The sequence below is a fragment of the Mycoplasma sp. 13536 genome, from assembly GCF_055523495.1.
This window is the reverse complement of record NZ_JBVFVC010000001.1, coordinates 909,168-935,486: the sequence shown is the minus strand read 5'-3', so window position 1 is coordinate 935,486 and position 26,319 is coordinate 909,168. Positions and strand designations below refer to the sequence as shown.

Below are 26,319 nucleotides of genomic sequence, written 5' to 3'. Positions count from 1 at the left end.
AGGGGCCTTACTTTTGACAAAAGTAAGCAAAACCGACGAGAAAACACTGCCGTGTTTTCTGTTTTCGCATAGATTTTTTATGTAAAATTTATGTTAAAATTAAAAGACAATTATTTTATTAATATCTCGCAAGTGACTTTTCCAAAAAACAAATTTTAATTGTTTTATTTTTTGGTTATTTTCTTATAATATTTCAATATGAAAAACAGCAAAGGTAACATTGAACAAGATGCCAAAACAAAGAAAATTAGTTATAAAGGAATTTCAAAATTAGCTGGGGTTTCAATATCAACGGTTAGTAGATTTTTTAATAATGGTTATATTTCTGATAAAACTACTAATAAAATTCAAAGCATTATTAATAAATATGGTTATATCCCCAATTATGGGGCTAGCATTGTAAGGGGTAAAAGTCGAACAATCTTTGTAATAATGCCAAATGCCATTCAAAATAAGTTTAATTTAATTACAAGCGGTCTGGTGCTAGAAAGTGCTAAGAATGATTGACATGTAGTAACTACTTATAGCGAAACAGCTTCTAATGATTATATTGCAACGATTAAATATGCCCTTAGTTGAAAGCCTTTAGCAATTGTTGCATTAATTCCTGATTACCATAAAAGAGTTTTTGATTATTTGAAAAATATTTCTAAAGAAACCGCAATTGTAATCTATGGACATAATATTGACGAGTTAAACTGAATTAAAACTGATTTTGAAACAAGTTTTTATAATAGTGTTGAAGTTTTCAAACATAACCGTAACCAGCAACTAGCCCTTATCTTAGATGAAAAACTTTCTGACACAGAAAAAAATGAAATTAAAAATGGCTTTAATGCTGCTTGCCAAAAAAATGATTTAAATTGTTCAATTTACTATTTAGAAACAAAGAAAAATTGAATCAATATTCAAAATCTTAATAAAAAGTTAAAATTTGCCGGGATTAAAAATATTGTTTGTTCAACACATGAGGTCTATGTGTCAATTATGAATACTTTAGGTAATAAAGAATTTAAAATGACAGATATAGGTTATCAATCAATCTTTGATGTAGTGAAAAATTACAAAGCAAAAATCTTTGTTGATTATCCAAAGATCGGGATGATGATTATCCGAATGATACATGATTATTTAGAAACACAACAACAAGAAGGTGTCTTAGTAGATACCTTGATTATTGAAGATGAAAAAAATAGGAGTAAATATGATTAAATTAGGTTCACATATTTCATTTAAAAAACCAGGTTATTTACCAGCTGCAGTTCAAGAATCACTTGATAATGGTGCAAATACCATGATGATTTATTTAGGGGCTCCACAAACAACTATTAGGGTACCAAAAGAAAATTATAAACTTGAAGAATATCTTGCGAATTATAAAGATAAAATTTCACAAGAAGACATTATTGTACATGCTCCATATATTATTAATCCAGCTAATCCATCAAAAGCTACTTTTTCAAATGATTTTTTAATTAAAGAAATTGAAAGGATGAATTATTTAGGTTTAAAATATTTGGTTTTGCACCCTGGCGCTTATACTACTTATGAAGTACAAGAAGCATTAGAACAATTAGTAGATAGTTTAAAATATATTATTAGTCAAACTAAGGACGTTGTAATTTGCATTGAAACAATGAGTGGAAAAGGAACAGAAATTGGAATTAATTTTGAACAAATTAGATATTTATTAGATTGAACTAATGATCCAAGAGTCCAGGTTTGTCTTGATACTTGTCATTTATGGGATGCAGGTTACGATTTGAAAAATTACCAAGAATTTAAGCAAGAATTATTTAAATATGATTTATTAAAACATGTTAAAGTTATTCACTTAAATGATTCTAAAAATCAATTAGCCAGCCATAAAGATCGCCATGCTAATATTGGATTAGGAACTATTGGTCTTAAAACATTACAAGAATTTGTACATGATCCAGACTTTGATAATATTCCGATTATTTTAGAAACTCCATATTTAAATAATAAACCAATTTATAAAGAAGAAATATCAATGCTTTTAGATAAATAAATGGAAAATACCAAGAATTACTTCTTGGTATTTTTTTTATAAATTGTAATTAATTTTCAGGACAATTTAATAATATTTTTTAAATTCATTATAATATCAACTTAGCATCCTTGAATAATATGTTTCACGAGGTTCGTAGTCAATATTATTAAAGATCACCTCTTTATTCTTTGGAACCTTAAAAACTCCTCAAGAGTATGCAAGAGGTGCACGATCAGGAACAATACTATAACGTTTATCACCAAAAGTGTTAATTACTACTTTTTCTTGATCTATAAAAGGTATAAATTTAAATCCTCATTGTGCAGCTGTTTCGTATCCATAACGGTCTACACATATATATAAATCATAATTTTCCAGCACTTGATAAACTTCTTCATTCCCTAGATATAATTTCTCAAAAGTTTCTTTTAGTTCACTATCAGTTACTTTGGTTTCTGCCCTAGGGTAAAGCTCATGAAATCTATCGATAATAATATTTTGAAATTCGTTTTTATTTTTAATTGTTATAAAATTATTATTAACTTTATTTTGGTCTTTAAAGTAATTATCATTAAAACTACCAATATTATATTTTAGTCTAAGTTTAGTAATATTATCCTTTGATAAGGATCCAGGAATAAATCGCTTTGCTTGTATATAATCATTAAATACTTTATCAACTTCGGTAAATTTCTTTTCAAATTCATAAAAGGAATTTTGATTATTACACGAAATTAGTGCAAAAGGCATGGATAATGGTAAACAAGTTAAAAATATTTTCTTAATCATTTTCATCTCGCACCAAATGTGTAACTGCAATTAAATCATCAACTGAATTTGTGAAAGTATTTGCGCTAAACTTTTTAATTCTATATCTATATTGACCTGGTACATCAACTTTAAATTCAATAAGTTCGTCATTAGTTAATACTGAACCAACACTTTTAACAATCACTCATGAACCATTTGCATCCTTTCGTTCAAGATATAAATCATAATCACTGACCCATTTACCTCCTTGGCGCTTTATTAACTCTTCTTTTTTGAGTCTTGCCTCATCAATGTGGGCTTTATTTCATTCTGATTGCTCATAGGTTGGATTAAAAGACTTAATGAAAGGAAATGCATAATTTCAATAACCTGGACTAATTTCATTATTTTTTAACTGTCCAGCATTAAAAGTTCAGGAACTAGAAATTTTAATTGTTTGATTTCCTTTTAAATTTATTGTATTACTAATAAATACGTCACCATATTCACGAGTAGGGTGAATTTGAATTGTTTGAGCATTATCTGCTGCTTGCAACATTGCTTTGAAATCAACAGTGCCTGCCCCATATTTTTGTGCATATCCACTTGATTTATAAATTACATCATTATGTTTTGGAGTTATAGCAGAAGCAGATAAAATTGCTTTGACAAGTGGAACTTTAAAATCACTATTTTGTATGTGGGGTTTATAGTTAAGTAAATTTGATATAAGACCTGTTACCATAGGTGCTGCATAACTTGTTCCCCATTGGTTGTCATTTATATTGTACACAGGGTTATAAAAGTACGAAGGGGCAACTACAAGAGGTTTGCCCAATGTATCAAATTTATCTTGAATTTTATAATTAGATCTGAAATGAACCTTATTTCCGTTTAAATTATTTTTCGTTGCTGACTCAGAAAGTGCTCCGACAACTATAGAATTAAGAGATAATTTTTCATTTGTAATTAAATGATCTGGTTTATTTCCGTCGTTGCCAGCTGAGATAACATTTATGACTCCATATTTACGGGAAATATAGTCTAGAAAATATGTTTCATCATTATAACTTTCGTAATTTGCGAATACTGGCCCGTAGCTATGATTAATAATTCTAATTCCATCATTAAGAACCATATTTTCAATAACTCTAGTTCAATCACCATTTTTTCCAGAACTTGTAAATGTTGAAAGATGTATTTTTGAATTTCTAGATACTCCATAGTAGCCGCCAGCTATCATTGAAACAATTGTGGAATGCTCTTTGTAGTTATGTTGATACACACCTTGCGTTGATGCGCCACCAATTTTAATTCCTTTTTTAAAATATTTTAGATAATTATTATCAAAAGGATAGGTTCAAACTTCTAGTACACCTATATTTGTAGCAGGGAGGTTTTCTGCAGTATAACCAACAGTATTAACAATTTCTAAATTTTTATCCATCGAATTTTTAAAATGATAATAACCTTTATTACTTTCATATGGTTCTACGTAATTATCAGGTTTATAAATATCTGTAAGCCATTCTTCAAGGGTTATTGGTCGTTCAGAAACTGCCCATGTATTTTCATAAATTAAGAATTTATATATTTCAGTTCAATTTTTAATTGATTTAGTAAAAATTTCACGATCTTTTTCGCTCTTAAAATAGAACCATGTAACAGGCATCATTTGGCTTACTTTATATTCGGAAAAGTTAAACCCATGAGCTTTAATTTTACTGATAAATTTCTCGTCATCACCTAAAAAACCAGGATTTAACAATAATTTTAATTCATAATCATTACTTAAATATTTATGGTGTTCAACTCCACTAGAATTTGTAATGGTTATTGATTTTTGAGCTCTAAGTTCAAATTTATCACTTGTAAGATTATCATACCAATTGGTAATTTTTGATGAATAATTGTGTGGCAATATTGCAAATAAACTAGTAAAACTACCTAATGTTGCAATAGGTCATATAAGCAGTTTTTTAATTTTTGTTTTAAGCATTTTTCTCCTTTTTTCTTTTGTTTATGTATTTTGCAAAAAAACTAAATACAACTATTTAATATGAATATTTAAGTTTTTTTTGCATACATTATTATACATTAAAAAAAACATGGCATTTAGTAAATTACTATAAATCTACTACATACAAGGTCTACTAGTAGATAATTAGTATGTAGTTATTTTTCTTAGAAGTAAAAAAGAAAGTAATTATAAGCCACACAGAAATTTTAAGGTTTCTGTGTGGCTTTACTATCTAAAATATTTTTCCATTTCCTTTTTGGTGTAAAACTAATAATACAAAGCAGATGTAATAGATTTGTATGCAAATTAACTCCTTTATATTTTTTTAATTATAATAAATTGCATAAAAATGTCCATTATCAACTAAATAAAAAGCAGAATTTCACTGCAAATTCTGCTTTAATGAATTATTTTAACCACTCATATTCCATTTCAATTTTTAAATCTTTATAATCATTTAAACTAGTTTTATCTACAATGATAAAGAAACTACGGTATCAATAATTAGACCCCAGAGCTTTATCAGAAACTCAAATATTGTTATATCCTATTCATGTATACTTATGATTTTGCTGATAATTTTTATCTCAATTTAGTTTTAATGTTTTAGTTGAATCATTATAATTATAATTTTTTATATCTCAACCAAGTTTGCGGCGATCTCCCGCACCTGGCATACTTGTTGTAATATAATTATTTAATAAAATAATATCTTTTTGGTTAAAATCTACAGTATCAAGTAGCTCTTTAAATTCTCTATTTATAAAATTCGCATCTTTATAATAATTAGGATTTATCTTTAAAAATAAATTTATAAATTCATTTTTATTTTTAAATAAATATGTGGTATTTTGGATGTTTTTCTTCGCATAAACTCAATTGTCATCACTTTGATCAACATTTTCGCTAAGACGTTCAGGTGTATTACCATATTCCCAATGAGAATACAAGATATTTTGGTCACTGTTTGCATATCTATCATTATCTTTTGAAAATAATTGTGGCGATAATCCTTCTAGAGTAAAAAGCGAACGATCTTTATTTCAATAAGTGTTTGAATTAATATTAGAATGTGATATGAATTGATTATATTCAACTCTATATCATGTATATAAACTTACAGGAACTATTACTAAAGTACTTGCTAAAAATATACTTGAATACTTAATAACTTTTTTCAATGTTTTTTTCATTAGTTTTCTTTTACGTAGGTAATTGCAACTTCAATTTGATTTGTATTATTTGAAAATCTTTGAGCTTCAAAGGTATATCAACCTGATTCTGGAACAGTAAATTCTAAAACTTCAACATTTTTATTGGAAGACATAGAAGATGCAATAACCGATCCTGACGAATTCTTCACATAAAAATCTATATCAGTTTTATCTAAAGTACCATTATATAAAAATGCTAATGATGACCTAATTTTCTCGCCTTTATTAAGATAAACTGATCTTGAGTTATTAAATGAGTTTTTATTTTTATCCGTAGATTTTAATAAAATAAGTGATTGTAATGCTTTTTCAATTTTCTTGTAATCAGGAATGCCAAAGCCTGTTTCATTAGTATAAATTTCCTTTACATCTTTTGGTTTTCTTGAACCAGTTATTAAAGCAGATTTAAAGATAATCGAGTCTGAGCCTTGATCAAAATAAGATCTGTATTTTTGTTTCAGCATTCCAGCTATTGCGGTAACTACTGGCGCTGAAAAACTTGTTCCTCGTGCATAGTTTTCTTTTTCGACAAGCTGACCATTTTCTCGAACTTGAGTTTTATCAGTAAATCAATAATAACCACCTGGTGTTACAACAGAAAGATGATTTAGGTCATTCCCAATTTGACTATAAAATGCTTTTTTTTCTAAATTTGAAGAGTCAGTCGAACCAACTATAATACTATTTTTAGATAATGAAATTTCGAAAAGATCATTTTTTCGATCATTAAATCTATTACCCGCTGCAACAATATTGATTAATTCAGGATTATTGTAAATTAAATCATCTAAATATTTTGATGCCCAATTATATGTCAATAGATCTTTAGAAATTATGTTATTATTATAACCAGGTAAACCTCAACTATTATTCACAATATTTGTGTGCTTTAGTAAGTAATTCATTTCACCAGATATACCATTTCAATTAAAGGCTAATTCAACTGAGACAATACCTAGAGAGGGATTGATTCCCATTTTTCCGGCAATTAATTCTGCAACCTGTGTTGCATGTCTTGATCAATCCTCTCAGTAGAACAATTCATTTCTTCACCATAACCCATTACCGTGTTTTCTGTTTCACTCGAAAGCTTTTGAATGAGTTTCGACAACCCCGTATTCCAAAACACCTATATTTAATTTTGAATTAATAAAATTTCTAAGGTGATTAGATCTTGTTTCTTTATCCAATCCAACATATGAAAAATAATAATTATTCAACATATTTAATTCAAAATCACTATGGTTATAGCGATTATCAGGAAATGATTTATTTTGTACTATTGGATTTGCTAATTTGTTCTTAACAAATTCATCATAGTATACCCCAGTTGTAAAATTATAAATTTTTCTATATTCTTTTTGAGTATCCTCAAAAAATTTATCTATTAAATTTAATAAATACTTATAGTCAATTCCACGGACATGTGCGATTGATATAACTCCTACATGTTCTTCAAACTTCATTTGAATCTGTTTGCCTAATTTAGTTTCTAAATGTGTTTTTAATGATTTGATAAAATCAATTGAAAACGAACCAAAAACATCAAATCTATTAACACCGTAATTGATTTTTTTTGTTTCTGATTCGTCTGATTTATTTGATATTAATAAGTTTGTAACATTTACATGTTCAACTTTATTATTTTTAAAGTTTTCTGTTTTCTTACTTTCTTGTTCTGATATAAAACTAAAACCAAGTGGTAATGCAAAAAAACCAGTTGATAAACTTGAAAGTTTTAAGAAAGTTTTAAGATTTTTGATATTTTTCATTTTGCACCTCCATAATTTTCTAAAAATATCATAAAAATTATAACATAAGTTTACAAATTTTTATTTTTGTTTTTTGGAAAAGTCATTTGCAAAATATTAACTAAATAATTGTTTTTCAATTTTAATATAAATTTTGCATAAAAATATATGTGTAAACAAGCGAACACGATAGTGTTTTCTTGTTGGTGTTGCTTGCTTTTGCTGAATATGACCCTCTTTGATTAAAAAAAAAAAAAAGAACACAAAAATTAATATATTCATATCTCGTTTTAAATCCGGACAGAAAAGTTAACATGAAAATGTTAACTTTTCTGTCCGGATTTATATTAAAAATTATTTTAATCACTCATATTCCATTTCTATCTTTAAATCTTTATAATCGTTTAAACTTGTTTTATTAACTATTATAAAAAAGCTTCTGTATCAGTAATTTGAACCTAATGCTTTATCAACTACGCAACCTCACTTGCAATTTGACTTTCACCAATATTTTTTTTGCTCATAATTTTCATCTCATTTTAATGTGAGTGTCTTATTACTATCATTATAACTATATTCTTTAATATCTCACCCTAGTTTTCTCCTGTCTCCGTCCTTAGGCATGAATATATTGACATAATTATTAAGTAAAATAAGATCTTGTTGTGCAAAATCAACCTTATCTAACAATTCTTTGTATTGCTTAGTTATATAATTTTCATCTACATCCCTTTCAGGTTGTAGCTTTAAAAATAAATCAATAAACTCTTTTTTAGTCTTAAAAAGGTAAGTTGTGTTTTGGATGTTTTCCTTGGAATAAACCCAATTATCGCCATTTTTGTCAGATTCTTTGTCAAGGCGTTCAGGGTTATTGCCGTATTCTCAAGCTGAAGAAGGCTCTACTTGTTTATCTTTTGAAATTCTATCATTATCTTTATAAAATGTTGATGGATAAGCGCCTTCTAAAGTAAAAAGGGTATGATTATCATTTCAGTAGTTGTTAAAATATATTTTAGAATGCTCAGTTCATTCTTTATGTTGAATTCTATACAAAGTATAAAGAGATGTAGGTATAATTAACAATGCTGATCCTAAAAATATAAGAGAATACTTTAAACCTCTTCGCATTTTTCAAGCCATTTTTAGTTATTTTCCTTTGCTTATGTAATAGCTACTTCCACAGGATTTGAATTTTCTGAATATCTATATGCCTCAAATCTATAAAATGCTGAATTGGGAACTACAAATTCAACAACTTCAACATTTTTGTCCGAAGAGTTAGAAGAAGCAACAATATTACCATTTATATCTTTAATTCTAAAATCAATATCAGTTTTATCATTTGTTCCATTGTATAAGAAGGCTAAAGAAGCACGTATTTTATCCCCTTTGTTCAAATATACCTGGCGAGAGTTTTTTGATAAATCATTACTTTTGGCAGTTTTAGGTAAGATTATTAAAGACTGGATTGCTTGTTCAATTTTTTTATAATTTGGAATCCCATATCCAGTTTCATTTGTATAAAGCGAATTTATACCATTAGGCTTTCTTGAGCCAGTTATCAGAGCAGATTTGAAAATAATCGAATCTGACCGTAAATCAAAATGTGTTTTCAATGACTTTATAAAATCAATTGAAAACGAACCAAAAACATCAAATCTATTAACTCCGTAATTGATTTGCTCAGTTTTCGATTCGTTAGATTTTTGTGAAATCACTAAATTGGCAAGATTCACATTTTCTATTTTACTAAGAATTTCATAATTTTCAGTTTTTTTGCTCAAAGTAGGGTTCGAAAAACTAAAACCAAGCGGCAACGCAAAAAAACCAGTTGTTAAACTAGAAATTTTTAAAAATGTTTTAATATTTATCATTTCATACCTCCATTATTTTCTAAAAATATCATAAAAATTATAACATGAATTTACTAAATTTTTATTTTAGAATTTTAAAAAAAACATTTTTGTTTTTTAGAAAAGTCACATGCAAAATATTAACAAAACAATTGTCTTTTAACTTTAACATAATTTCTATATAAAAAATGTATGTGTAAACGATCAAACACAGTAGTGTTTTTGTTGGTTTTGCTTACTTTTGCCCAATGTAATTCCCCCCCTTTGGTTAAAACAAAAAAATTCGCAAAAAATTAATATATTCATGTCTCTTTTTTGTCCACCTATATAAAAACCCACTTCTGAAAAATTCAGAAATGGGAATCATATTTATTTTAATTTGGATATTTTTCTGGGTGAAGTTGTTTCATTTTTTCAATGAATTCTTGCTTAGGTAAGTGTCCATATTCTTTCATTAAATTGACACATTCATTATATTCTTGGATTGCATATTCAAAACCTTCAAAACCAGAAACAACTGTAATACCTTCACGTTTTCAATTTTTATATGTGCTAAAGAATGTCTTAATACTATCTAAAAAAGGCAAAGGAAGTTCTTTTAAGTTTTGAATATGATCCAGGCGATAATCATCACTGTGCACGGCGATTAATTTTGTATCAGTTTCACCATCATCGATCATTTTCATAGCTCCAATAATACGGGCACTGAGCTTTGCCCCAGGATGAAATGTTTCACTTGAATATACTAAAACATCAAGTTCATCACCATCTCAATCTAATGCATTTGGGACAAATCCATAATTACATGGATAGACAAAATCTCCTCTGAGAATTCTGTTTACTTCTATTTCGCCAGTTTTTCTGTTATATTCATATTTAATTCTTGAATTTTTAGGTATTTCAATTTTAACGTCTATCTTATTCATGTATAAATTATAATAAAAAAATTAGAAAGAATACTTTTCTAATTTTAGATTTTTATTTTACTCATTAAATAAATTGCAGCTGTTTCTGCTCTTAAAATACGTTTTCCAAGACTAACACATTTAAAGCCATGTTTTAAGGCTAATTCGATTTCGTGTTCACTAAAGCCGCCTTCTGGCCCAATTACAAATAAGGTATTTTGGTTTATATCATTTAGCATTGCTCTTGAATAATCTTGCTTTTCGTGTGCAATTATTTTTAAACTAGCTTCATGGTGAATTAAATTCTTAAAGTCCATTGGATCGCTGAGCACAGGTAAAATATTACGGAAGCTTTGTTCAGCTGCTCCTTGGATAATTGATTCAAAGCGTTTTTTGCGCCTTGTAAATTTGTCATATTTATATAATTCTCCATTAGTATATGAAGTAATTAGGGGAATAATTTTAGTTACTCCTAATTCAACAAGTTTTTGCAAAGCTCATTCAAAACGCTCGTATTTAATTAGGGATAAGGCAACTGTTACATCAAAATCAAATTCATGATTTTGATGTAATTCATTTATTATTTTAGCCTTATCAACCTCCAAAACACACTTGTAAAATTTAGATTGATAAACGCAAATAAATGGATTATGGTTAATACGGATAACATTTAAATGTTTTAGTGTTTCTTTGGGTAAAATAAAATAATCATCTTCTTTTTCAAATACAAAAAAGCGGTGCATTTTAGTCCTGTTGCAATTCTTCGTATTCTTCTAAGGTTCCTCTAAATAAAAAACTATTTTGAGGGCTTTGTAATTCTAAGATTACATTAGCACACTGGTTAACAAAAGCGCGGTTATATGTTGTAAAAATTGCTCCGCCCTTATAATTATTAATACCCTCAATAACTGAGTCAATGCTTTCGGTGTCTAAGTGATCAAGAGGTTGATCCAAAATTAAGAAGTTAGATTCTAAAAGCATCATTCTTGAAAACATTAAACGAGCTTTTTCCCCTCCGCTAGTTACTTTGACTTTTTTAAAGACTGTGTCATTGCTAAAGAGCATGCGACCTAGGAATCCCCGCATACGAGCATCATCATTTTCTTGGTTTATTTTTTCTTTATTTTCTAAAGGCCATTTCGAAATTCATTCTAAGATATTTTCATCAGTTTCAAAATATGAATTATTATCATTTGGGTAATAACTTGGCGTAATTGTCTGACCTCACTCAATAGTTCCGCCCGTGGGTTTTTTAAGACCAATTAAACATTCTAATAAACGTGTTTTAGCAATATCGTCATCACCAACAATAACCATTTTTTCTCCTGGTTTTAATGAAAATGAGACGTTTTCAAATAATAATTCTCCATTTTCATTATGGTATGTTAAATTATCAACATTTAAAATTTGTTTACCATGATCACGGTTCATTTCCCAACGAACATATGGATATTTACGGTTGGATGGTTTAATTTCATCAAGAGTAATTTTTTCTAAAGCTTTTTTACGACTAGTAGCTTGTCGAGATTTAGATGCATTAGCACTAAAGCGAGCAATAAATTCTTTTAGTTTTTCAATTTGTGCCTCTTTTTTAACATTGCTTTGTTTCATCATTTCACGAGCTAATTCTGAAGATTGTTTTCAAAATGAATAATTACCTGTATAAATTTTAGCTTCATTATAATCAATATCAACAATATGGGTACAAATTGAATCTAAAAAATCACTATCATGACTCACGACAATTACAACGTTTGGATAATCAATTAAAAAGTTTTCTAATCATTTAATTGAGCGAAGATCTAAGTGGTTGGTTGGCTCATCCATGATTAAAATATCTGGATTACCGAATAAGGCTTTTGCTAACAAAACCTTAATTTTTTGGTTCGCTGTTAATTCGCTCATTTGTGACATTCATTTATCTTTAGGAATTGCTAAATTACTTAGTAGTTCTTGGGCATCGTTTTCAGCTGTTCAACCACCTAAGTCACCAAATTTCTCTTCTAATTCACCAGCTCTGGTGTAATCTTCTATTGTTGCATCTGGGTTTGCATAAATTGCATCTTTTTCTTGCATAATAGTATATAAATCAGTATTACCCATAATAACTACATCAGTAACATTATATGCGTCATATGCATTGTGGTCCTGACTTAAAACTGAAATACGTTTATTTTTTTCTTTAATGATTTGACCACTAGTTGGTTCCACTTGCCCAGCAATTATTTTTAAAAAAGTACTTTTACCAGCTCCGTTAGCCCCAATAATTCCGTAAGTATTAGATTCAGTAAATTTTAAATTGACCCCTTCAAAGAGCTTTTTATCGCTAAATATTTTGCTTAAATTTTGGACTTCTAACATTTTCCCTCCTTTGTTCAAAAATAAAGAACCATATTAACAAAATGGTTCTTTATGTATTTTTATTTATTTACGATTTCGTGAAAGAAACCTAAAAATTCTTTTGCTAAATTTTCAAAATTAAATAAGTTTTGGTTGGCAAATCTTTGTGCTAATAGCACATTTGCATTTTTATTTCCTCTGCAAGTTCCACTGCAGGCTTTTCCACCAATTGGGCGATATACATGTTCCATAATAGTTTCATCTCCTAAAAATCTTTTAAATCTTATGCCATGTTCTTGGGACTTAATATTTGAATCTAGATGTCTTAACTTTCTTGTATCTGTTTTATTTTGTCTCATATTAACTCCTTCTATATTGTTTCTTAATTATACCATACTCTTTAAGAATATATAATAGTATATTTGCAAATCTCGAGCTTAAATTTTCTTACATATGTGTTTTCGATTATAATCAACTTGTAAAATAACCTTCAACCCTTTTGTAATTTATTTTGATATTATCATAAGGTAACACAGATATAAAATAAAGATATCTTTCTGGATTTTCAAAAAATTCTTGAATTCTTTTGCTATATTCAATATTAAATTTAAATGTATATCAAACTCGATTACCTCTATTAATTAGTATTTTTTTTGGTTGGTTAATTTCCTTATAAATATCTGAAAATTCATTTAAGGAAACAAAAGTGCTTTCATTATTTAGTTTTTGATTTTTATCTTTTCATTCTTGTATATTTTCTAACGATATTTTAGAAGTTATGGGTTTAAGTTGGTCGAAAATGCTTAAAAGATACCCCAGGCTTATTGCAAATACTAAAACTCAATTTGACAAGATGAAAAAAAGGAATCAAATAAGATAAGTAATATATTCGCTATTATCTGCTAATTTATTGAATTTAAATTCGCCATAAGCAATTGGGACTAATAAACCAAAAGCAGCAATTCATATTGAAATATTAAAATTAGTTTGATGATAATTATCTAATGTGGTTTCAGCTTTTTTGTATATAAATCTTTGCTTACTTATGATTTTGATTAAATCATCAAAATAAATGTCATCTAACTTTATTGAATTATTTAAAAAATACTCTTGAGTCTGTTTCTCGGCTATAAAGTATAAATTTGGCAAAAATAAAAGTTCTTTTTGGATTTTTTTAATATTAATAATATTTTGTATTGAAAAAATTGTTCAAATTATAAAGATAATTGACCAAGTTATTATAATTGCTTCAAAGATCATGTTAACCCAAATTATCTTCTAATAATTTATTACTATTTTTACTTCGAATATATTCATACGTGTATGTTTGATTATTTTTAGTTACAGTTCTTTTAACCTTGATTAAATTATAACTATCTAATTCATATTTGCTCATTGCAAGCATTTCTTTTCGACTGAATATTTTGCCATCTATAAGACGTTTAAAAAACATATTTGTCCCTCCAGTACCACCACTTTTATATGCAAAAGTTTGTGGTGTTTCAGAGATAACTACTATTTTATTAAGTTTTTTAAAATTATCTCATTGCTTAGCATATTGTAGTTTCATTTCTCTAATTTTTTCTATTTCAGTATTGATAACTTTTAATTTATTTATTTCTTCATCTAGTTCATCAGAACTTTTTAGAAAACTATGTACATCATATGCAACGCTAAAAATTCCCCACACTTTTGAAATGTATTTAGAAGCGTTTTTTTTGGCTATATCAGTTGCTAATGATTGTATTGCAAGATCTGAAAGATTAGCAGCAAAATCAACACCCCATTTAACACCGTCTTTAATAAATTTAGTTAAATCAATTTCCTCAATTTGATCTAATAATTCTAATTGTCTTTTTATTGCATTTGTTTTAGTTTTACGGAATTCTTTATACACACTTAAACCTAGTGCAATTAAACCAGCGCCAGCAGCAATAAATGCAAGTGGAGTAATAAACAACCCAAAGAATCCTGTAACAACTGATGCAGCTGTAAATACTACTATAAGATTTTGAATTTCAGTATTAAATTTTTGTTCCTTTGCCAATTGTTCATATAATTCACCTTTAATTTTGTAAATTTTCTGGTATTTTTCTAAAAGTAAACTTAACACCTTTGATGTTCCCGGATCATTATTAATATAAGTATTATCGGGAGTTAAAATTCTATCAGGTGCTTTTTCCAACACCTTAGTTTGTTTTTGATTGTCTATTTCTTTTTTAACGTTTCGCAATTGCACATTATAATTTCCAAGAAAATCATAACTATTTAAACGAGATTTAACTTCTTGTTCTTTTAATGGGTTACTTTTTATTCTTATGTCCAGTTTATTTGTGATTTTACTTAGAAATTCTTGTTTTACTTTTTTATTTTGCTTAGTGTTTTTAGTTTGGGTTAGTTGGTTAATATTACTTGTGTTTTTTACTGCATCTGAAACAACTGCAACAACATTATTAGTTAAATTAATTTGATCTTGTTCAGAAATATCAGATTTACTATCAGTTTGTGGGGTTTGTGTGACACTAGAAACACTTGTAAAATTAGCAACTTGAATTACGTCCATGTTAGAAATTAATGTTTTTTGGAATTTCGTGCTTGTCTACCTCTTTCTGTTTTAATGCTTATTAGATCTCATGGTAATATTTTAGAAAAATATTCTCATTCATCTTTAGTTTTGAATATACTTTGGTCATAATTTTTGCTTTGTTTATTTAAATTAACTTTAATAAATTTATATCATCTGTATTTTTAAAAGTTAAGTTATGATCTAGTTGTGGATAAAAACTTATCACTATTTCATGATTGTTTGTAGCTAAAATTTTCAGTAAAAATTTGTTATTTTTATAATTTTACTAATACTAATTACATTATGCAAAATCACAACCCCGTTGTTATTATGCAATTATACTATAAAGAGCGTAAACAAATGTTATAGTGATTTAATTAAGAAAAACACCCTTAGGTGTTTTTTTAGTATTAAACATTTAGTTTTGTGGTTGTTTTGAATTTATCTCTTGTTGTTTTAATTCATAGTATTTATTAATCATGCTTTGTTCAAATTCTTCGATGGTTTGTGCTCCGCCAAAGTTAAAAACCTGGATCATAGTTTGGAATAAAGGATCTTGCCGCATTGCTTTAGTAATTAATGATTTTTTACCCATGCGGTGTTTTAAGATATTAACCATAACTTTATATGCAATATCATTAAGCATTGCTTCAAATAGTTTTGTTCCTTCTTCTGTATAAACTTGATATGGGTTTTTTTGTGAGTATTGTACTAAATTCACATTTGAACGTAATTTATCCATGCGGTTAATTTGTCTTTGTCACCTACTATCTAAAACAGATAAAATACTTTGTTTTTGTAGTTGTGCAATTTCTTCAGGATCGGCATTTTCAGTAGCATTTTTAATTCATGCTTCATAAAGTGAAAGAATAATATTGGCAATATAATCTGGTAAATCATTTTCATGAACTTTGACAATATCAGATATGTCAAAGTTAAATGAAACTAGTTGACCAATATTTTCATTTAAAAATCTAACTAATGCATCATAATCATAATTGTGATGTGTATTAAATTCATCGTTTTGAACAACTGATTTAGCAGCTGATGCAAACATTCTTTTAATAATAAAATCAACATTTGAACTAGTTAAAATTAAATCACGTTGGGCATAAATTAAATCCCTTTGTTGGCGAATTACATCATCATAATTAAGCACTGATTTCCGAGAATCATAGTTAAAACCTTCAATTTTCTTTTGTGCATAATTAAATTGTAATCTTAATGTTTTACTTGATATTTCATTGCCTTTTTTATCTGCATAAGCTTCTTGGAATTGTTCATATGAAGCAAAACGCTTGATAAGTTGGTCTTCTAAGGAAACAAAGAATTTACTCGTTCCAACATCGCCCTGACGTCCTGAACGACCTCTTAATTGGTTATCAATACGCCTTGCTTCGGCTTTATCGGTACCTAAAACATATAAGCCACCTAAAGCAATTGCTTCTGGAGTAGGTTTAATATCAGTTCCCCTACCTGCCATGTTAGTTGCAATTGTAACTGATTTAACTTCTCCAGCTTTAGCAATAATTTCAGCTTCAGAAGCATTTTGTTTAGCATTTAAAACAGTATGAGGTATTCCCCGTTTTAAAAGAAGTTTATGCAAGATTTCTGAATCTTCAATTTGCGAAGTCCCAACTAAAATGGGCTGACCTTTTTCATATAATTCTCAAACTTTTTCCACCACAGCATTTCATTTATCTTCTGAATCATAAAAAATAGAATCAGGCTCATCTATTCTAGCAATTGGTTTATTTGTCGGCACAACATTTACACGTATATTATAAATATCAATGAATTCCTGCTCTTCAGTTTTACCAGTACCTGTCATTCCACAAAGTTTTTTGAACATTCTAAAGAAGTTTTGGTAGGTAATTGTGGCTTGAGTTTTGGTTTCTGGTTCAATTTCAATTTGTTCTTTAGCCTGGATAGCTTGCTGCAACCCTTCTGAATAGCTCCGACCATCCATAATTCTTCCTGTAAATGCATCAACTAGTTCTATTTTTCCGTCTCTTACAATATATTCAACGTCAATACGCATAATTTTATGGGCTCTTAATGCATTTTGAATTAGATGAATTTTTTCGCTATTTTCCATATTATAAATATTTGGAGTATTGAAAAATTCATTTGCCCTTTGAATTCCTGAGTGTGTTAAGGCAACAACTTTCGATTCTTCGTCGATAATATAATCTTGGTGTGATAAAGTTCTTACAAATTGATCAGCAGCGAAATATGTACTAATGTCTTCTTTTTCTCCTCCAGAAATAATTAACGGTGTTTTAGCTTCGTCAATTAAAATTGAGTCAACTTCATCAATCAAACAAAAATATAAACCACGTTGTACTTTTTCGTGTTTATTAGTAACCATGTTGTCTCTTAAATAGTCAAATCCTAGTTCAGAATGAACTGAGTAAGTGATATCACAAGCATAGGCGGCTCGTTTTGAACTTGGGTCTAATTGGGCTTTATTAATTCCAACCGTTAAACCAAGGAAGTTAAATACTTCACCCATTTCAATTGCATCACGTTCTGTTAAATATTCATTAACAGTTGAAACAATTGCTCCTTTACCAAGTAAAGCATTTAAATAAACTGGAGCAATTGAAGTAATTGTTTTACCTTCACCTGTTTTCATTTCGGCAACTGAACCAAGGTCTAGGAGTAACCCTCCTAATATTTGAACATCAAAAGGTCTTTTGCCTAAAACTCTTTTAGTTGCTTCGCGAGCAATTGCAAAAACATCCTCGCGGATATCTTCTAGTGTATAACCTTGTTTAAGTAAATCCTTAAAAAAGGATGTTTTTGATTTCAATTCTTCATCAGTAAATTTTGAGACTATTGCTTCAAGTGAATTAATTTTCTTTAATGATTTTTCAGCAATTCTCATTTCAGTAGATTTAAGGTCAAAAATATTGCTTATTTTTTTCATAACTTATATTATATATTAAAAATTTAAATTTGAAGGTTTGAATAATTTCAATTATTTAGGTAGTTAATAAACTATTAATGTAAATGTCACATGCAAGTTTTTTGCATGTGACATTATTTTTTTTGTCTGCCTTGTAATAAAATAATGGTATTAATAAATTTTCAAAAATTAAAGGAGACTATAAAATTATATGAAAAATTTAGAAAAATATATTGTTAGAGGATTATTTTGTTAATATTTCGCCTGTGACTTTTCCAAAAAACAAAACTAAAAAACAAAAAATATTTTTCTTGTTTTTAAAATTTATATGATATAATTTGCTCATGAAAAACGAAAGACTCATTACACTGATTAATATTAACTCTCTTTATACTATGTTATTCCATAACATTTGTATGTTTTAATATTAATCTGTTGAGTTGTTATTCATAACAGATTAATAAATTTAGAAATCTGTTATGAAGATTACTATAGAGGAGCTTTTAGGATTAGTAAATATTTCAGTAGGCATACATAGAATATTGAAAGGACATAAAAGCCGAAGCATTTAAGGTGGCAATTTTAAATGCTGGTAGAAAGTCATAAAAGATTTCTACTCTTGGGTGTTTATCGCCCTTGGAGCTATAGATTTACATTTCTATTAATAATAATTTGGGTTTTTAAAACCTTATTTAATTTATATTATTAAATTAGTCTTGTAGATTTATACTCTACAAGATTTTTTGATTTAAATGGAGGTTTTGTGGAAATTAAACAATATAAAAATCATAAGGATGTTGAAGCAAAATATCGCTGAGATTTAGAAGATTTATTACAGGGTAAAAGCTTAGAATATTGAATTAATCAATATCAAGATATAACAAAAAAACGGATCGCAGTAAAAGATTCAAAATATGTTTCAATTGATGCTTATTTAGATGATATTAAATTAGAACAAGAGCAAACTATTATTTCTAATAAGATTTATAACTATATTTCTAATAATTTGAGTACTGATTTAAATAATGCTCAATATATTAAATGAGAAAAAGATTTTGAATATCAAGCTTATTTACTAAATCAAGAATTTGGATCTGAGTTACCACGTTTCTTTAAAAATATTGACAAAATGAAAGTATGGAAAGATGATCCAAGGTTAAAAAGTTATAAACGAGCTATTGAAGATTTAATAGCATCACAAAAATATAAATTAGATGATAAAGTAGAAGAATACTTAGTGCAAAGTTCACTAGGTGCACCTAACCCACATTCTATATTTAGTATTTTAAGTGATAGCGAGCTTGATTATGGTTATGTAAAGATGCCAAATGGTCAAAAAACTAAACTTGACCCAATTAAACGTAATAAATTATTGAAATCAAGCGATAAAGAAGTTCGCAAGCAAGCTTATCAAAAATATTGAGATGCTTATTATAAGCATAAAGATTCTTTTGCAGAAATATTGTATCAACACTTTAATATGTTAGTTTCAGAAGCAAAAGTACGCAAGTATGATTCAACAGTCCATATGTTGACTTATGAAGACAAAATAAGTGACGAAATTTTGCAAACTCTATTTCAAAAAGTTGCGCAGAAAAAACAAATTTTGAAAAAGTATGTTCGTAATTTAAAAACGTTTTATAAAAAACGTTTTGGTGAAGAATTTCACGATTATGATTGATCTCGTGAACTAGTTAAAGTTAAAATGTCATATTCAGTCAAAGAAGCTAACGACTTAGTTTTAAAAGCACTTGAACCTTTTGGCCCTGAATACTACAACCAAGTCTGAAAAGCGCTAAATGAAAATTGAGTTGACTATATGAGCACAACTACTAAGCGTTCTGGTGCTTATAGTATTGGTGCTACATATGGTATTGATAAAAAATATATTTTAATGAATTTTGATGGGATGTTACGTAGTGTTGAAACCTTGGCCCACGAATTAGGTCACTCAATGCATTCGTATTATTCTGATAAACATAATGATATTAATAATGCAAGTTATCCAATTTTCTTGGCTGAGATAGCTTCTATTTTTAATGAATTAATGTTATTTGATTATTTAATTACAAACTCAAATAATGATAAATTAACTTTCTATTTATTAAATAATCTTATTAGTGGTTTTAGCGGCACTGTGCATAAGCAAGTTTTATGAGCTAACTACGAGTATGATTTATACAAAGCAATTGAGCAAGGAAGGGCTAGTTCAAGTTATGATTCGATTAGTAAAATATATTTTGAAAATGCTAAAAAATATACTTTAAATGATTCTTTAAAGTATACACCTAATGGAACCATTCAATCGATTTATGTACCTCATTATTATTATGGTTTCTATGTTTATAAATATGCAATTGGACAATTAGTTGCAATTTATTTCTTTAAACAATATAAAAAATATGGCACCCAGGCTCTTGAAAATTACATTCAAAACTTTTTAAGTGCTGGTGGTAACGATTATCCGCTAGAGATATTAAAAAAAGTTGGTGTAGACCTTACAAACAGCAAATTTTATGATGAGGGATATGATTATTTAGAAGACCTCATTAACCAATGAATCAAAATTGGAAAAAAATTATTTTAAACATTACTATTAAATAAAAGGAATTATTATGAAAAAAAGAAAATTATTTTTATTTGCAAGTACATTAAGTGCACTTGCTTTACCAATAGCCACTGTAGCTTGTGGCAATAGTGGCGATAATATTTTAGTCACCGAAACATTTGCGAACTATGCAAAACAATACATTTACCGTAATCAATTTAACTCTAAATATGAACAATCTGCTGGCGAGTTTGATGGATCTAAGTATTCTGGTTCAATCAGTGGTTCATCAGCGGGTGTAGGATTAGCTTCATCAGGTTTCTTATTTAGACACGAAGGATCTGGCAAAGCTGAATTTTTTGAAGAAGAATCAATTAGTGCTGACGGTATTAATGCAGTCAAAAAAACTTATGTAACTAAACCTTCGACCTTAAAATGAACCTTAGAATATGCAAAATCTATTAAACTATATGTTGATGGTAAAGAAGTTGTTTATGATAATGATAAAACTGAGCCTTTAGGAGCTCCGACAATTGATGGGAAATATTATGCATCATCTTTCATAGAATTAACCAGCAATGATCCTAAATCAATCAACAATCCTAAATTTTTTGATGACTTATCAAAAGCATCTAAATTTGAAATTGAGGTTGATGAATCTGCAAATTGGGTAGATTCAACTGGTACGAAAACAAATTACAAAATCGTTGCTAGAGATTTCTATTACGGAATTTTAAGAACTTACTTACATTCAGATACTAAGGCACGTCTTGAAAATGGTGGATCAAAACACTTAGATGAAACAGCTAAAACAATTATTCCAAATTCTGCGGGTACATTTGATGAGAAAAATACCTTCAGTAATAAATATTTATATGGACTGTACAATATTGATTTTGACAAAATAATTGACGAAAGTTCATTTATTAAAAAAGATGGTGACAAAAATTACTTAGTATTTCAAAAAGCTGATCCAAATGCTACCGCACAATTTGTAGAATTCTACAAAAGTATTTTATTTGGTAACTATGATTATGTTCCAGCACCAAGTCAATACATTGATGAAATGAACAAAAATCTAGCTGAACTAAGAAAGTTTGTCCCACTCCAAAAAGAAAAAGGTAGAGAAGCAACAATCGCAAGTGACTTAGCAAAAGCTACTGGTAAAACTAAAGACTCAGCAGTATACTGGTATGGACTTACCAATGATACAACTTTATATGCTGGTAGATATTACTATAAAGGATATGATGCTACTGATTTAACAAAACGTTGAGTATTAAATACAGAATATAAAGATCAAGCATATGTAAATACACCTGGTAGATTAAAAGAATTACAACATGTCTATCTTAATGCACCTGTTGATGCAAATGTATATAAGAGTCAAAACTATAATGCATTTATTTCAGGAACTACTTCAGCAATTTCATTTACACAATTAGATGCAAATACTCAACAAAAAATAATTAAAAATAAAGACGTTTTTGGACTAAGCAAATCTCAAAGTTCAAACAAAAAATCAACTTTAGGTTACTACTATTTATCAGTAATCCCAAATTATGGCCAAAACAAAGAATTTAATGATAAATACTTTAATGATGCATTTGCAAAATTACTTTGAGGAGCAACTCATGAAGAACTTAACAAAGGGACAGCAACAAATACTTTAACTTACACAACAACAGGAAGAGGGGCAGAATTTAGAAACATTATTACATCAGCAATTAACTGAGATCATGCTGCTAAAGAATCACTTCAACCTCTTGATGGTATGGCTTGACTTACTGGTGTTGCCCAAGATACACCATTTGTAAATACTGACACAGATACACCGAGAAAATTAGCCGACCAAATCAACGAACTTTTTGTTGTGGATCGCAACACTAATCAAAGAGTTGATCTTGGTGGTAACTTAGGGACTGAATTAAGACCTAGTGAAAACAATGTAGTTGGACAAGCGGCTGATCAAAAATATCAATCTGCTGCTTATCAAACACTAAAAGAACGTTTTAAAACCCTAGTTGATGAATTTTACAATGAAAATCCAGCTTACAAAGAAGATAGCGATAAAGAGAAAGGAAATAGTAAAATTAGATTTGTGATTTCATATAGATTTACTAACTATAATGAAAAAGAACAACAATCACTTTTAAACCAAGTAAAGGTACTTAACTCATTATACCCTGAAAGAATGAATGTTTCTGTTGTAAAATTAGATCCACAAAATGCAACTAAATCGCTTCAGAGCTACTTCCTATACTCACCTTCACCAGCTGAAATAATTTCCTGAACTTCTGATTATGAATTAATTAACGGTTCAAATGACTATAGATCATGAAAATATGCAATGCCAATTCTTGCTGCAATTGCTTATGATGAACAATATAGTGCAAAAGTTGCTTTGGCATATCCAACTTTATTCAAAGCAGCTCAGAAATTAAAAACTTATTTAGAATTAAATAAGGAAACTTTAAAAATATCAATTCCAGCTGAAAAATGGTCAAAACTCACAAATAAAGATTTACACTCATTGCCAGATTATTTAGGTCAAAAACTTGTGGACGAAGAAAAATCAACTGATACAAATGTTGTCTTAAAAGATATACCAAAAGAGGATACAACTAAATACCTTAGTGCATACGAACTTTCTGCATACTACTTGTTGTGATTGAATACAGATACAACACATGCATTAACTAAAGATGAACTTATTAAATTTACAAGTGAATTAACAAATATTTCTGGTTTATTACCTAATCCATTCTATACTTCAACAACAAACGGAATTTCTGATGTTTTAGTAAACCCTAACTATATTTATCCTAATACACCTAACGAAAGTGATTACTCAACTTACTTAGTAAGACTAGAAGAACCAAAACAAGATAAATAACATAAACAGCAATAAACATGATTGTTTATTGCTTTGTGTTTTATGATAGAAAGGAAAATTAATGTTAAAATACATTTTACAAAGGATCGGCTTTGCTATTTTGACTTTGCTAATTATTGTTTTTGTAGTATATGTGTTAACAGCTCAGTTTTCTGTTAATCCATTTGTAGAAAAAGCATTAGCAACTTCAGAATCTAGTAGTAATAATAATTCAAATAAAGAATTATTAAAAAAGCTTTTTAATGATTCAGTAAGATACCATTTTTTACCCGCTTCTTGAGCCAATCGTTATGATGAATTTGAAAATGTTTGACTCAACTATCGCTTAAGTCCGTTTACCCGCTTTGGATATTGACTTAGTGATATTTTTACAAACAAACAAAACCCATTTGGAGAACCATTTAATGAAAATATTTTCCAACAAACACAAACATCATCAATTTCGGAATTATTCTTTAAATACTTAAAATTATCAATAATTATTACTCTTCCGGCGTTTTTTATTAGTGCTATTATGGGTATTGTGCTTGGTACAGTTGCTGGGTACAAGCGGGGAACAATATTTGATGCAGGAATTAATGTTTTTTCACTATTCTTTATTGCCTTACCATCATTTATTATTGCCCCAATCTTAATTTCAATTTTATTAAGGGTTAATATTACGCCAAACTTTATTAACCCATATTCAGCACAAAGTTCACAAGTTTATACTAAAAGCCAAATTTTCTTGTCTTGAATACCACCTATTTTAATTGTAGTGCTTGGTTCTTTATCTGGGTATATTACTTATACACGAAACCAAGTCATTACAGTTTTAACATCAAATTATGTATTAATCGCACGTTCAAAAGGATTAAAACAATCTGAAATTTTCTTCAAATATGTCTTAAGAAATATTTCAATTCCTTTAGCAGCAATTTTAATTCCTTCATATATTGGTTTATTAACTGGAGGAATTGTTATTGAAAGATACTGAAATATACCTGGTACTTCAGAAATTATTGCCCAATCTTTCCCGCAAGGGGAAATTAACATTATTATGTTCAACACAGTCTTCTTCACATTTTTAGGTGTTATGACTACGATTGTTGTTGACATCTCATATACTATTTTAGATCCCAGAATTAAATATTCATCTCAATCAGGGTTTAGTTATTGACAAATATTTATGCGTACTATGCAACGTAATAAAGATTTTGTAAAACACAAGCAATTACAAGGAGGAATAAATGACTAGTAAAGAATTTAACCAAAAATATAAACTAAAATTGGATAATATTACTAATCCATTTGCTTTTGCTCCTCAAACTAATAACTTTAGTAACGTTGCTGGTAAGCCAAAAAAATTAATGGTGGAAATCTTCAAAAGATTCTTCAAAAGTTGGCCTTCAGTTTTATTCTTAATTGTTTTTTTAGCGGTCTTTATAACCTCGATAGTCGTAACAACTTATTCAAACTATAGTGCAGATATTTCGGTAGATCAAACTACCAAACTTAATTTAATTGGCGAGAAAGCTGGCCTAACCACTAATACAGGTTCATCATTTGTAAAATCTTTACCTGCAATTTGAGCTGGTAAAATAAATTCTAAGTTAGTTTTTAGTGATAATTACTTTACTGAAAATGCCTTAGCTTGACAAAAAGCGGACTATTATGGCGGGTATTTATGAAATCAGTTTAACAAACCAGAATACTTTACTCAAGATCTGACAAGTGGAAATTTAGTTAGATATATTGATTTTTACAAATGGTATGAAATTGACTCGGTGCATATTGTTTTAATTAATTCTGGCATTAGCCCAACAATTTCTGCACAAGAGACTGCTAAATATTACCAAGAAATTTTAGCCGCTAACCCCCACATTAAATTAGGAACTTATTTAGGAACTACAAGTACTGGTATTGATATATGAACTCAAAGTTGAATTGGAACTTGAAGAGCAATTAGACTTGCTTTAGTTGTTGCTACCTTACAAACCTTAATTGGAGTTGCTATTGGATCCTACTTAGGATTTCATGTTGGCAAACCCGCTGATACAATTATCATGCGTTTAATTGATATTTTTTCAGCTCCACCAACTTTAATTTGGTTATTATTATTTGCTACTTTATTTGGAACAACTGACTTAACTTTAGGTTTTGCCTTAATCTTTGTTGGTTGAGTTGGTTCTGTTGGTAGAACAAGATTATTTATTATTACAGTTAAGGATTCAGAATTTATTACCGCCTCTCAATCAGTTGGTGCTTCAAAAGTCCGTTTAATTTATAAACATGCATTACCTTCAATTGTCGGCAAAGTTGCAACTAGCTACGTTGCATCAATTCCGTCAATTATTCTTTCAATTTCATCACTTGCTTTCTTAGGTTTCTTTAAATCTGATAATGCAAACTTAGGAAAAATTATTTCTTCAGCCCCTGCTGAAGCTGCCACAAATATTTGGACGTTGTTACTTCCATCATTAATCTTACTTTCAATTTCAGTTTCGCTACACTTCATTGCTTTAGGTGTCCATGATGCATTAGACCCTAAAGTTATTAAATCAAAATAGGA

The 26,319-nt window shown here is 28.5% G+C and carries 19 protein-coding genes and 1 riboswitch; of the genes, 6 read left to right on the top strand and 13 right to left on the bottom strand.

The annotated features are described in order from the left end of the window. Positions 1-198: 198 nt before the first annotated feature. Together AC0B4N_RS03765 and AC0B4N_RS03760 are read left to right on the top strand one after the other, a co-directional pair. Positions 199-1,212: a LacI family DNA-binding transcriptional regulator gene (locus tag AC0B4N_RS03765; protein WP_465102512.1), complete on the top strand. Its 1,014-nt coding sequence runs from the start codon at positions 199-201 to the stop codon at positions 1,210-1,212. Continuing rightward, positions 1,205-2,032, top strand: coding sequence for a deoxyribonuclease IV (locus AC0B4N_RS03760; RefSeq protein ID WP_465102511.1), 828 nt, complete (start codon positions 1,205-1,207; stop codon positions 2,030-2,032). Before AC0B4N_RS03765 ends, AC0B4N_RS03760 begins: the two co-directional genes overlap by 8 nt. A 66-nt stretch (positions 2,033-2,098) precedes the next feature. Here AC0B4N_RS03760 and AC0B4N_RS03755 read toward each other — a convergent pair whose 3' ends face one another. From AC0B4N_RS03755 to secA, 13 genes are all read right to left on the bottom strand, one after another. After that, positions 2,099-2,803, bottom strand: coding sequence for a hypothetical protein (locus tag AC0B4N_RS03755; RefSeq protein ID WP_465102510.1), 705 nt, complete (start codon positions 2,801-2,803; stop codon positions 2,099-2,101). After that, the gene (locus tag AC0B4N_RS03750; RefSeq protein WP_465102509.1) at positions 2,796-4,763 is read right to left on the bottom strand and encodes a S8 family serine peptidase; all 1,968 of its coding nucleotides are present in this window, start codon (positions 4,761-4,763) and stop codon (positions 2,796-2,798) included. Before AC0B4N_RS03750 ends, AC0B4N_RS03755 begins: the two co-directional genes overlap by 8 nt. 428 nt (positions 4,764-5,191) lie before the next feature. Continuing rightward, a complete protein-coding gene (locus AC0B4N_RS03745; RefSeq protein WP_465102508.1) occupies positions 5,192-5,977 on the bottom strand; it encodes a hypothetical protein in 786 nt (261 codons plus the stop codon). Continuing rightward, entirely contained in the window at positions 5,977-7,770 is a 1,794-nt protein-coding gene (locus tag AC0B4N_RS03740; RefSeq protein WP_465102507.1) for a S8 family serine peptidase, read from the bottom strand. Before AC0B4N_RS03740 ends, AC0B4N_RS03745 begins: the two co-directional genes overlap by 1 nt. Positions 7,771-8,103: 333 nt before the next feature. After that, the gene (locus AC0B4N_RS03735; protein ID WP_465102506.1) at positions 8,104-8,889 is read right to left on the bottom strand and encodes a hypothetical protein; all 786 of its coding nucleotides are present in this window, start codon (positions 8,887-8,889) and stop codon (positions 8,104-8,106) included. Between the two features lie 20 nt (positions 8,890-8,909). Then, complete coding sequence (locus AC0B4N_RS03730; protein WP_465102505.1) at positions 8,910-9,623, bottom strand: hypothetical protein; 714 nt, start codon at positions 9,621-9,623, stop codon at positions 8,910-8,912. Positions 9,624-9,976: 353 nt separating this feature from the next. Next, entirely contained in the window at positions 9,977-10,528 is a 552-nt protein-coding gene (locus AC0B4N_RS03725) for an inorganic diphosphatase (RefSeq protein ID WP_465102504.1), read from the bottom strand. Between the two features lie 44 nt (positions 10,529-10,572). Beyond that, on the bottom strand, positions 10,573-11,250 hold the full coding sequence (locus AC0B4N_RS03720; RefSeq protein WP_465102503.1) for a 16S rRNA (uracil(1498)-N(3))-methyltransferase: 678 nt from the start codon (positions 11,248-11,250) through the stop codon (positions 10,573-10,575). Position 11,251: 1 nt separating this feature from the next. Next, positions 11,252-12,868, bottom strand: a complete 1,617-nt coding sequence (locus tag AC0B4N_RS03715; RefSeq protein WP_465102502.1) for an ABC-F family ATP-binding cassette domain-containing protein — start codon at positions 12,866-12,868, stop codon at positions 11,252-11,254. A gap of 59 nt (positions 12,869-12,927) precedes the next feature. Then, positions 12,928-13,206: a hypothetical protein gene (locus tag AC0B4N_RS03710; protein ID WP_465102501.1), complete on the bottom strand. Its 279-nt coding sequence runs from the start codon at positions 13,204-13,206 to the stop codon at positions 12,928-12,930. Between the two features lie 106 nt (positions 13,207-13,312). Continuing rightward, entirely contained in the window at positions 13,313-14,107 is a 795-nt protein-coding gene (locus AC0B4N_RS03705; protein ID WP_465102500.1) for a hypothetical protein, read from the bottom strand. Between the two features lies 1 nt (position 14,108). Then, complete coding sequence (locus tag AC0B4N_RS03700) at positions 14,109-15,410, bottom strand: hypothetical protein (protein ID WP_465102499.1); 1,302 nt, start codon at positions 15,408-15,410, stop codon at positions 14,109-14,111. Positions 15,411-15,831: 421 nt separating this feature from the next. Continuing rightward, on the bottom strand, positions 15,832-18,345 hold the full coding sequence (secA, locus tag AC0B4N_RS03695) for a preprotein translocase subunit SecA (protein ID WP_465102498.1): 2,514 nt from the start codon (positions 18,343-18,345) through the stop codon (positions 15,832-15,834). Positions 18,346-18,808: 463 nt separating this feature from the next. Next, positions 18,809-18,977, top strand: a riboswitch (Lysine riboswitch). Positions 18,978-19,087: 110 nt separating this feature from the next. Here secA and pepF point away from each other — a divergent pair. The 4 genes from pepF (at position 19,088) to AC0B4N_RS03675 (ending at position 26,317) form a co-directional block, all read left to right on the top strand. After that, entirely contained in the window at positions 19,088-20,911 is a 1,824-nt protein-coding gene (pepF, locus tag AC0B4N_RS03690) for an oligoendopeptidase F (RefSeq protein ID WP_465102497.1), read from the top strand. Between the two features lie 28 nt (positions 20,912-20,939). Beyond that, a complete protein-coding gene (locus AC0B4N_RS03685) occupies positions 20,940-23,768 on the top strand; it encodes an OppA family ABC transporter substrate-binding lipoprotein (protein WP_465102496.1) in 2,829 nt (942 codons plus the stop codon). A gap of 61 nt (positions 23,769-23,829) precedes the next feature. After that, positions 23,830-25,005 (top strand): ABC transporter permease, encoded by a 1,176-nt coding sequence (locus AC0B4N_RS03680; RefSeq protein ID WP_465102495.1) that lies wholly within the window; start codon positions 23,830-23,832, stop codon positions 25,003-25,005. Beyond that, a complete protein-coding gene (locus tag AC0B4N_RS03675) occupies positions 24,998-26,317 on the top strand; it encodes an ABC transporter permease (RefSeq protein WP_465102494.1) in 1,320 nt (439 codons plus the stop codon). Before AC0B4N_RS03680 ends, AC0B4N_RS03675 begins: the two co-directional genes overlap by 8 nt. The last annotated feature ends 2 nt before the right edge of the window (positions 26,318-26,319 follow it).